The organism is Zavarzinella formosa DSM 19928, from assembly GCF_000255705.1.
Lineage (GTDB): Bacteria > Planctomycetota > Planctomycetia > Gemmatales > Gemmataceae > Zavarzinella > Zavarzinella formosa.
The window spans coordinates 1,935,312-1,944,271 of record NZ_JH636439.1; the positions used below are offsets into that span (position 1 = coordinate 1,935,312).

Consider the following 8,960-nt stretch of genomic DNA (forward strand, 5'->3'; position numbering starts at 1 on the left):
CGCGGGCCGATTCCCCCGCCGTGGGCGGCGAATCCCCGGCCGAATCCAAACGCGGGGACCGTCACCCCGCCGACCAACAAACAGACGGCCGCAATCAATGTCGAAAATCTCATGGTGATGCTCCGGTTGTCGTTGGGTTGGTTATTTGGGTTTGGCGACGCGGGTAACTTTCACCGGCGGCGGGGCCGACAGGGAGACGTTGTCAACGGAACGCTCCATCGTTCGCCAAGTGAACGAATCCGGCCCAAGGGGGCTGATGAGGTTCTGCGCGGCCACGGCCGTTCCGTCCGGCAACACGCCGAGTGATTCGATCAGCCAGCGGTTGTCGTCACGGGTCCAGACGCCTTCGCTGGTGGTTCCCGATCCGTCAAACATCCACGATTTCAAGCCTCCGTCGGGGTTCGTGCCAATGATCTGCATCCCGGAAGTGACGGTCTTTCCGTTCTTGGTGATGGCGTATTTGGCTTGAAGAAATGTCTTGTTCTCGTCCCAAGCGTAAGAGATTTTCAGTTCCCCGCCGTCCCCTTTGGCGGTCCAGTCCCCCGCCAGCCAGCCGAGATCGCCAACGGTGACATCCACGGCCGGATCGGGAATCCACTCCCGAAGCGAGGCCACCCGCCACTGACCGTCTTCCAGCACGTGGATGGCCGAATACTTCGATTCGCCGGCCACGTCGCTGCCGGGGATTTTCAACTTGGCAACGCCAACCGCGCGGGCAATGCCCCGTCCCATCGGCCGGATGGTTTCGATCTGGACCTCAACCACACCCTTGGGCGTCGCCTTGAAAGACTCCGCGTAGTCGGCTTCAATGGCTGCCCGGCCGACAAGTTCTTCGCCGTCCGGCCCGATGAAATCGCCGTCGGTTGTGAACAGCCCGGCGATGGCCTTGGCATCTTTGGCGTTGAACGCCTTCACATAGTCATCGGTGATTTTGCGAATCCCCGCCTCGGCAGAGTCTGCCTTGACGGGCGGGGGCTTTTCCGTTGTCTTGCTCGCCCCTGCCTGCCCTTGTGATGGCGGCAGGGCGAACCACCCGGCAATGGCGGTCACGGAGACAACCGACAGGAGAACAACCAACGGCCGACGAAGTCTTTTCATGATGCTTCCTCAGTGAAGTTGCTCGGGCTCATCCGACCGGATTCAGAGGGGGAAGTTTGTGGCCGCCCGCGAGGCGGCCGGACTGCCTCATCAGAAGGCGGGCCGGACGAATCCGCTCGTCAAGCAACCGACCGCTCCAAGGGGGGAGAGGATCGGCGGGTTTCGGGATGTAGACACGCGACCGCAGGTCGTCGATGGCTCGGGACAACTCGGGATCGCCTGTCAGTTTGCTCAATTCGTCGGGTGTTTTCAGATTGAACCAGTCAATCCATGCCAACAAAGACGTGTAAGCGCCGGGGGCATCGCCCACCCGGCATGTCTGACAGAGACGGTTAAAATCCTTTTTCTCCGAGGGGCTTCGGGTCGCCCGGCGACGCGACCAAAGCCATCCTCCCGTAAATACCACCAGACAGAGGATGGTGAGTATAGCCATGCTCGACGGTGAACGCAAAAGATTTCTTGATGAAGATGTTTTCTCAACAGGAGATGTTTCGACATTTGATTGATTTTTTTTGTTCGAGGCCACCTCCAGAGAACGAGCGGGCAACGAGGCCGATTTTAACTTTTTTTCATCGGCATCCCACCACGTCAGTCGCCGGGCCGGGATGTCCACATGACCAGGTTTCTCGCACACATAAGTGATGGTTTCGACACGTTCGCCGGTTAGTTGCCCCCGGTTGGTGTGGTCGTTGATGACGGGTTTCTTGGGATAGGCGGCCAAGCCGTCAATGTCCCCCAGACGCATCGGGGGAAAGATCATGCCGGGCGTGTCGTCGGCGGTGATCGTGACTGTTCGCGTGAACGCATCGCCCGCTTTGGCGTCGGCCGGGTCGGGCTTCCATGATTCGGTCACTTGGAGATTGCGGGCGGCGATCACCGTTCCCAACTTCTCCGCTCCGGGTGGAGATTTGGCTTCATAGCTGACCGGCGATGTTGTCACCCGACGGACGACGACCGGCTTGCCAAACCCGGCATTGGTTTCAAAGCGGACCTTGATTGCGGGAATCTTCACCACGCCCGGCCGCTGGGCATATAGCGAAAACTCATGGCGTTGGGTGGTGAATGATTCACCCCCGACGGTTTCCGAACCAATGGTCGGCGACCCGGACGGCGGCAACACAATCACGCCGGGAACGGGCGGGATGTCGAAGGACGGCGCGCCCGCAAAGAGATCAGGGGCAAACAAGGTGATGATGAGTTGCACCCGTTGACCGACCCACGCCTCGGTTTTCGGCGACAGTTCCACGCGAGAAGAAGCGGGCGGATCAGCGAAGGCCGGATTGGCTATCAACAGTACAATCAGGAGGGTATTTCTCACGGTGTTCCGTCCTTCCCCGCGCGGGCTTGGAACGAGAATTTCGCCCGCAGGAAATCAGCCGGTTTGGTTTGCACCCGGCGCAACCACAAGCCTCGCAATTCCTCGTCTGTCAGTTGTTGGCCGCCCGCTACTTCCGTGTCTTCGCCGGGGTTTGGGTTTTTGCCTTTCTCAAAAATCGCCTCGTCCGGCTTCACTTGCCCGCCGGTTTCGTCCCCGCCCTTGAACGTCATGCGATCCCGCCGAACGCGGGCAATCACCCGGTTCTCCTCCGCATCCGCCCAACCGGGCCGAAGTTCTAGCGCCCGGTCGTAGCTTTTGATGGCGTCCGCGTATTTGCCGAGCATCATCAGCGAATTTCCGCGATTGTAAGCTCCCTCCGCGGTCGGAATGGTGGCGAATGCCGCGGCCGCCGACTTGAACTCTCCGGCCCGAAACTGGGCGGCCGCCTGCCGGGACGGGGCACGGTAGACCTTCGCCGCCTTCGATGGCTGCTGGCGGCGCATCAGTTCGTCCCCATGTTGGTCGGCGGTTCGCCAGTAATCGGCATTGGTCGCGGAACCGATCGCCAGCACGGCGATTCCCGCGATCAGCAAACCGGCGGCGATGAATCGCATCTGCTTCATGGGTCATCTCGCGGAAGCGGCGGCCATCCAACCTCGCCGGAACCAAGCCAGACTGACCAGTCCCAACAACGGAACCAGCCAGTATCCGAAATCCTTCCAAAGTTCCCCGCCGTCTTGTTCGTCGGCGATGGAGAACCGGGCCTGATGGCCGAGGGATTCGACATCGGCACTGTCAGCAGTCACCCGAATCAGCGGGGCGTCCAGTTGTTTGGCGGCGGTTCGCAGTGTGTCCAGTTCCGGCCCGTCGGCGGCGATTCCCAGCACGCTCACCGGCGTCCGGTTCTCTTGCCGATACTTGGCGAGATCGGCCAACTCGGCCGGCGACGCCCCATCGCCAATCCACAAGATCCATCCCGGCTGGCCGGATTTTTTGATGGTTTCATCGGCGGCGACAAGAGCCGGGCCGACCATCGAACCTTCCACCGGCATCACCGATGGCGACAACTCCCCGGCGAACTGTTGCAAAATGTCGGCGTCTGCCGTCAATGGCATGACCCGATGAGCGGACCCGGCATAGGCGAATAGCGCTGTTTTGGCCCCCGGCCGCAACGCGAGCAAGTCCCGGATCTTCTGTTGGGCACGGGCCAGTCGGGACGGTTGGATGTCAGCGGATTCCATCGACGGCGTGACTTTCACCACGATCACAAGAACCGCCGTGTCCTCCGCAAACGGAGCCGGTTCCCGTTGCCAGGCGGGACCGGCGAGAGCCATCACGGCAATCAGCCAGCCGACCGGCAACAGCGTGGCGGGCCGGAGCCAGTGTCGTTCGTTTCGGCCGGTCATCAATTGGGAAAGCAGATGCGGGGCAATGTGCTTCGTCCAAGTCCGGTCGGTCCCGTCGCTCATCAACAATCGCCACGACAGCAACACCGCCGGGATGACGGCCAAGAGCCAATACGGCCGCAGGAAGTGAAAGTCGCTCATTCGGCGGGCCTCCGCGCAGGCCAAAGGGCGACAAGCGACGCCAGAAAACCAACACCCAATCCCGCCGCCAGCGGCCAGTGAAACAAATCCCGCCGGGGCCGTTGCGAGATGACTTGGGCGGGGCGTGTCGGCAAGGAGTCAAGTCGCCGATAGATGGATTCCAGTTCGGCCCGGTTGCCCGCGTGGGAATACAGCCCCCCGGTGACAGAGGCGACGCGGGTGAGGGCTTCCTCGTCCAGTTTGTCCTCACCAGCGGCTTTCGGATCGCCAACCGAGATCGTGTGAATCACAATGCCCTTGTCCTTGGCGACCCCTGCCGCTTGCTCCGGCGGGACTTGGCTGCCCGTGTCGTTGCCGTCCGTCAGGGCGATGACAACTTTTTCCGGTGTGTCCGCTTTTTCCTCCACCGTGATGGCCAGGCCTATCGCATCGCCGAGGGCGGTCTTGGGGCCGGCCATGCCGACGCGGGTTTCGCCCAGCAATTCCCGGCACACTTCCAAATCTTGCGTGAATGGAACCTGCACAAACGCCGCGTTGCCGAAGACAATCAAGCCGACCCGATCACCCTTGCGACGGGACAGAAAATCATCAAGCACTTGTTTTACGGCGGTCAACCGGTCGGCGGTTTTCCCTTCGGCATCGGTGAAATCTTTGGTTTCCATCGACCCGGACAGGTCGATCACCAGCATCATGTCGCGCATCGGAATCGTGCGGTTCACCGGTGGTTCCAGCCATTGCGGGCGAACCAAGGCGGCCACCACGCATAACCAAATGACCGACACCGCCAGCGTGTGCCACCAACGGCCGCGACGCACGACCGCCCCGGTGGCGGGTGTTTGGCCGGAGATTCGCGCCAGCCGGTCCAGAAACGGCACGCGCAACCCCTCCTGCCGATTTCGATACGCGGGCACAAGCCATCGCACGGCCAGTGGCAACGGCAGCACGGCAAGCAACCACGGATAGGCGAGCGTCAACATCGGTGATGGGTGATCCAATCTCGCACGGCCCCGACCATCTGGCGCCGGTCTTCATCAGTCAGTTTCGTTCCCGTCGGCGATTGAAACGCCGATTCTTCCAGCCGTTTCCCCGGCCCGTCCTTGAACAACGGATGACGGCCGGTTTCATCCAAAAAGGTCAGCCATGCCGTGCCCGTGAGCGAAGCCACTTTTTCCCTCGCATAAGCCGCCAGCGCGACCCGCTTGAGCAGTTCGGCCAGCGCCGCCGGGTCGGGTGTTTGCCCGAGACGATCCAATTCGGCCAGTGCCTCCCGGCGGTAACGGTTACGATGCCGTTGAAGAACCAGCATCGCCAGACCGAGAAGCAGCAATGCGAACAGGAACGCCGCCAGCGTGATCCAGCCGGGGGTCGGGGGCCACCACGGAGCGGGGGGCGGCATGGCGATATCGTGCAGCCGATCCAGACTGCCGGGATCTTGGTCAGGCATGGGGAACTCGCGGCCGGGCGCCCAACTGCCGGCGAATCTGGCCGACCACCTCGGAATCGGTTCGCAACGGCATCACCGGAACCTCGCGGGACAACAAAAATCGCCGGGCGGTCTGCCGCCGTTCCTGATGCTCGTCGCGGAAACGGGTTCGCAATGCCGACGCAGTGAAGTCCAGTTCCAGTTCTTGCGTGCCGTCCGTCACCACTCCCCGACGGATGGCGGGAAGATCAGATTCCAGCGGGTCTTCGACGAACATCACCAGCACATCATTATGGTGCGAGATTGCCGTGAGCCATTTCCGTGTGTCCGCATCGGCTCCGGTGGCATCGGAGATCAGCACGATCAAATGGTCGTGCGTGGCGAGCCGGACGGCTCGTTTCAGGACTTCGTTCAACTGGCCGGGATTGGGCGGCGTGTCCGCGTCGGCCCGCAGCGATTGGTTTTGGTCAACGATCAACTGAAGCAGCCGGGTGACGTGCGGCGTGGTTCGTTGCGGGCGAAGATCGGTGATTTGCGTGTCGTTGAAGACAATCGCCCCAACCCGGTCCTTGACCGCGACGGTCCGCCAGGCGGTCAACGCCGCCGCCTGGGCCGCGACGACGGATTTCATCAATAGCACGCTTCCGAAGAACATGCCCAAGCGTTGATCGACAAGAAGCAACACCGGGCGTTCGCGTTCCTCGGTGTAAACCCGCGTGTGCGGTTGCCGGGTGCGGGCGGTCACGCGCCAGTCGATGGCTCGCGGATCATCCCCCGGAACGTATTTGCGGATTTCCTCGAAGTCCAATCCCCGGCCGCGCAGCTTGGACGCATGACCGCCCGCCAGCAAACTCCGCACCGGCTGGCGGGGTAGAAAGACGAACCCGCTTGCCTGATGACGCAGGCCGACCAACTGCTCCAAACTGGTGTACACCTTCGGATCGTGGGAGGGCAGTGTCATGAGACGGCCACCTGTTTGATGATTTCCGCGATGACATGGTCCGGCGTGATCTGGTCGGCGGCGGCCTCATAATTGAGGATGAGGCGATGCCGCAGGCAGTCCGGCATGATCGCCCGCACATCATCCGGGGTGACATGGTCGCGGCCCTGCAACCACGCATACGCCCGCGAGCAACGATCCAGCGCCAGCGTGCCCCGAGGACTGGCCCCGATTTGAATCCATTTCTTCAAATCCGGTGAAAAGTCTCCCGGCCGCCGGGTCGCCGCGATCAGCGAGACGATGTACTTCTCAACCGCCTCGGAGACAAACGTGCCATGCACCTCGGTCCGGGCGTCCATCACCACCTGTCCCGGCAGTTTCTCGCGTTCTTTCGGCTTCTCTTTCGCGGCCGCTTCCTCCCCGCGAACCAGCCGAAGGACCTGCCGTTCCTCGTCGTCCGTGCCGTAGCCGAGAATGACTTTCATCAGAAAGCGATCCGTCTGCGCTTCGGGCAGCGGATAGGTTCCTTCCTGTTCGATGGGGTTTTGCGTGGCCAGCACGAGGAACATCGCCGACAGCGGATGCGTCTTGCCGGAGACGGTGACTTGCCGTTCCTCCATCGCCTCCAGCAACGCCGCCTGCGCCTTGGCGGGCGCGCGATTGATTTCGTCTGCCAGAATGAGATTGCCGAACACCGGGCCGGGCTGGAAATCGAATGTTCCCTGTCCGCCTTTCTCCACATAGGTTTCGGACCCGGTAATGTCGGCGGGGAGCAAGTCCGGCGTGAACTGGATGCGTCGAAACTCGCTCTCCAGATTTTTCGCCAGCGATTTGATGGTTCGCGTCTTGGCCAGCCCCGGCAAGCCTTCCATCAAGACGTGCCCGTCGGCCAGCAAGGCGACCAGCAAGCGGTCAATCACGGTTTGCTGGCCGATGATCGACTCGCCAATGCGTTTCTTCAAATCCAGAATAGAGTCTCGCGCGGGCATGCGAACCTTCCTGCGAAAAACCGATCAGAAGGGTGATTTGTTTCCCCCCCGGTCTTGGAGAAAAGTGTATCAAGCAAGTGCAGAATACCCATATTTATTTATCATGACACGGATTCCAACCAAACGAACAGGCTGATGCACGTCCAGTGACGTTCGAGGCAAGCCCTCTGACAATCGGCGGCAAACATATGGACTTTCCCGACTAGATAATTCCCCAAACCTGCCATGGTGAACTTGATCGACAATGAAGCCGTCGTTGAGTCAATCTCCTCCTGAGTGATTTTCCAAATGAGATCTGGCAGAAGGGAACCTTCCGTGGCCAACAGTCCTCCTTCGGCACAGATCTCACCCGTTCTCGTGTTTCCATTCGGAGCAGAGTCATCGCCGTTTTTGGCCCTCACCCATCAATCGTTGTTGATCCGTTGTCGATGCTGCCGCCGTTTGCGCCGCCCTCGACGATCCGGGATCAAGCCCGCCGCTGATGGTATTCGCGAGCCGTTCCATCCGTCTGATCCGTATCTCCCATTCGCGCGCAATAAAGACAAACACACTCTTGAACCGGCCCAAGCCAATGGCCATAATCAAGTCGGAGATCGCAAGTTCCTTGTTCATTCGGGATTCGGGCAAACATTCTCGTCAATACCGCCAACGAGAACTTGCTTGGATTATTTTTGACAAAAGGTAACCATGATCCCGTCGCTCGAGAAATTAATCACAATCGTTCCGCCTCCAAAGAGACCCAAAGCGGTCGGATCTTTCGCCCGGTGGCGGACGGCCGAGGAGAAACTCGGGCTCAAACTTCCCGAGGATTACCGGCAATTCGTTCACGTTTATGGCGGCGGCCTTTTTGCCGACTTTTACCTTGTCCACACACCGGGGGAAAGAAGCGTCTACGGGAACCTTGTTGACTATCTTGGGCTAATGGCATCACATTTTGCTTGGCGTGACGGGTTGCAATTTAACATACATCCATCTCGGCCCGGACTCCTTGTGTGGGGCCACGACGAGAACGGGAACTACTACTACTGGCTCACCAAAGGCGAGCCCGACCGATGGACGGTTGTGACGGAGGAAACCCGCGGGAACGGCTTCGCCAAGCACAATTGTTCCATGGTTGAATACTTGCTCGGAGTGCAACTACTCAAGATCAAGGCGCTTGCAGGAAGTTATCCGCCGCTGGTCATGCGATGCCCGTCCGAGGAATGTCTGGGCTGGGCTCGTGGCGCGCACGGGGCAGATGATCCTTGGCATTGTGATGCTTGCGAATCGGAGTGGGATGATCGAGAGTCGTTTGATAAAGAAATCATGGCGGTGCTTCAAAAGCATCCCCACCGCCGGGCGAGTTATTTGCGAAAGCGCGGGCACTACTATCCGGCCCCGCGTGAAAGCGAAGATCCGAACTATGCAAAATTGGTTCGCCGGGAGTTGACGATCAATAGGTCAAGGATCGCCGAATAATGTAATGAAGCTGACCGGGGCAGCCTCAAGGTTCAACAGGGACAATGTCATTGGAGTCGATCAGGCAACCTGATCGTTTTCGTGTGGCAAGAGGAAGAGATTTTTAACAAATGCCTGATCCACCATTCCGGTTCGCCATTCCTAAGAGCCTCTAACTTTATGAGATAGTGCGGCACAGCGTTCGCAG

The 8,960-nt window shown here is 60.2% G+C and carries 9 protein-coding genes; 1 reads left to right on the forward strand and 8 read right to left on the reverse strand.

The window, feature by feature from the left end; translation table 11 throughout:
* Positions 1–141 precede the first annotated feature (141 nt).
* Genes BGIM_RS0109165 through BGIM_RS0109200 form a run of 8 tightly spaced genes read right to left on the reverse strand, consistent with a single transcriptional unit; the run spans position 142 to position 7,315 of the window.
* Positions 142–1,098 carry a YybH family protein gene (locus BGIM_RS0109165; RefSeq protein WP_020469489.1) on the reverse strand — a complete coding sequence of 319 codons (957 nt, stop codon included), beginning with the start codon at positions 1,096–1,098 and terminating at the stop codon, positions 142–144.
* A 28-nt stretch (positions 1,099–1,126) separates the two neighbouring features.
* Complete coding sequence (locus BGIM_RS0109170; RefSeq protein WP_020469490.1) at positions 1,127–2,416, reverse strand: BatD family protein; 1,290 nt, start codon at positions 2,414–2,416, stop codon at positions 1,127–1,129.
* Complete coding sequence (locus BGIM_RS0109175) at positions 2,413–3,039, reverse strand: tetratricopeptide repeat protein (RefSeq protein WP_020469491.1); 627 nt, start codon at positions 3,037–3,039, stop codon at positions 2,413–2,415. Before BGIM_RS0109175 ends, BGIM_RS0109170 begins: the two co-directional genes overlap by 4 nt.
* 3 nt (positions 3,040–3,042) lie before the next feature.
* Positions 3,043–3,963 carry a VWA domain-containing protein gene (locus BGIM_RS0109180; RefSeq protein ID WP_020469492.1) on the reverse strand — a complete coding sequence of 307 codons (921 nt, stop codon included), beginning with the start codon at positions 3,961–3,963 and terminating at the stop codon, positions 3,043–3,045.
* Entirely contained in the window at positions 3,960–4,940 is a 981-nt protein-coding gene (locus BGIM_RS0109185) for a vWA domain-containing protein (protein WP_020469493.1), read from the reverse strand. The genes BGIM_RS0109180 and BGIM_RS0109185 overlap by 4 nt, the downstream gene beginning before the upstream one ends.
* Entirely contained in the window at positions 4,934–5,407 is a 474-nt protein-coding gene (locus BGIM_RS49475) for a DUF4381 domain-containing protein (protein ID WP_020469494.1), read from the reverse strand. Before BGIM_RS49475 ends, BGIM_RS0109185 begins: the two co-directional genes overlap by 7 nt.
* Positions 5,400–6,347 carry a DUF58 domain-containing protein gene (locus BGIM_RS0109195; protein WP_020469495.1) on the reverse strand — a complete coding sequence of 316 codons (948 nt, stop codon included), beginning with the start codon at positions 6,345–6,347 and terminating at the stop codon, positions 5,400–5,402. Before BGIM_RS0109195 ends, BGIM_RS49475 begins: the two co-directional genes overlap by 8 nt.
* Positions 6,344–7,315 carry an AAA family ATPase gene (locus tag BGIM_RS0109200; RefSeq protein ID WP_020469496.1) on the reverse strand — a complete coding sequence of 324 codons (972 nt, stop codon included), beginning with the start codon at positions 7,313–7,315 and terminating at the stop codon, positions 6,344–6,346. The genes BGIM_RS0109195 and BGIM_RS0109200 overlap by 4 nt, the downstream gene beginning before the upstream one ends.
* Positions 7,316–8,002: 687 nt before the next feature.
* On the opposite strand from BGIM_RS0109200, the gene BGIM_RS57195 reads away from it, so the two are divergent.
* Positions 8,003–8,773 (forward strand): SMI1/KNR4 family protein, encoded by a 771-nt coding sequence (locus tag BGIM_RS57195; protein ID WP_020469499.1) that lies wholly within the window; start codon positions 8,003–8,005, stop codon positions 8,771–8,773.
* Positions 8,774–8,960: the final 187 nt, after the last annotated feature.

What these genes read in the sequence shown, in the direction of transcription:
- BGIM_RS0109165 (WP_020469489.1), bottom strand. Translation starts at nt 1,098, where the DNA reads ATGAAAAGACTTCGTCGGCCGTTGGTTGTTCTCCTGTCGGTTGTCTCC.
- BGIM_RS49475 (WP_020469494.1), bottom strand. Translation starts at nt 5,407, where the DNA reads ATGCCTGACCAAGATCCCGGCAGTCTGGATCGGCTGCACGATATCGCC.
- BGIM_RS57195 (WP_020469499.1), top strand. Translation starts at nt 8,003, where the DNA reads ATGATCCCGTCGCTCGAGAAATTAATCACAATCGTTCCGCCTCCAAAG.
- BGIM_RS0109195 (WP_020469495.1), bottom strand. Translation starts at nt 6,347, where the DNA reads ATGACACTGCCCTCCCACGATCCGAAGGTGTACACCAGTTTGGAGCAG.
- BGIM_RS0109175 (WP_020469491.1), bottom strand. Translation starts at nt 3,039, where the DNA reads ATGAAGCAGATGCGATTCATCGCCGCCGGTTTGCTGATCGCGGGAATC.
- BGIM_RS0109185 (WP_020469493.1), bottom strand. Translation starts at nt 4,940, where the DNA reads ATGTTGACGCTCGCCTATCCGTGGTTGCTTGCCGTGCTGCCGTTGCCA.
- BGIM_RS0109200 (WP_020469496.1), bottom strand. Translation starts at nt 7,315, where the DNA reads ATGCCCGCGCGAGACTCTATTCTGGATTTGAAGAAACGCATTGGCGAG.
- BGIM_RS0109180 (WP_020469492.1), bottom strand. Translation starts at nt 3,963, where the DNA reads ATGAGCGACTTTCACTTCCTGCGGCCGTATTGGCTCTTGGCCGTCATC.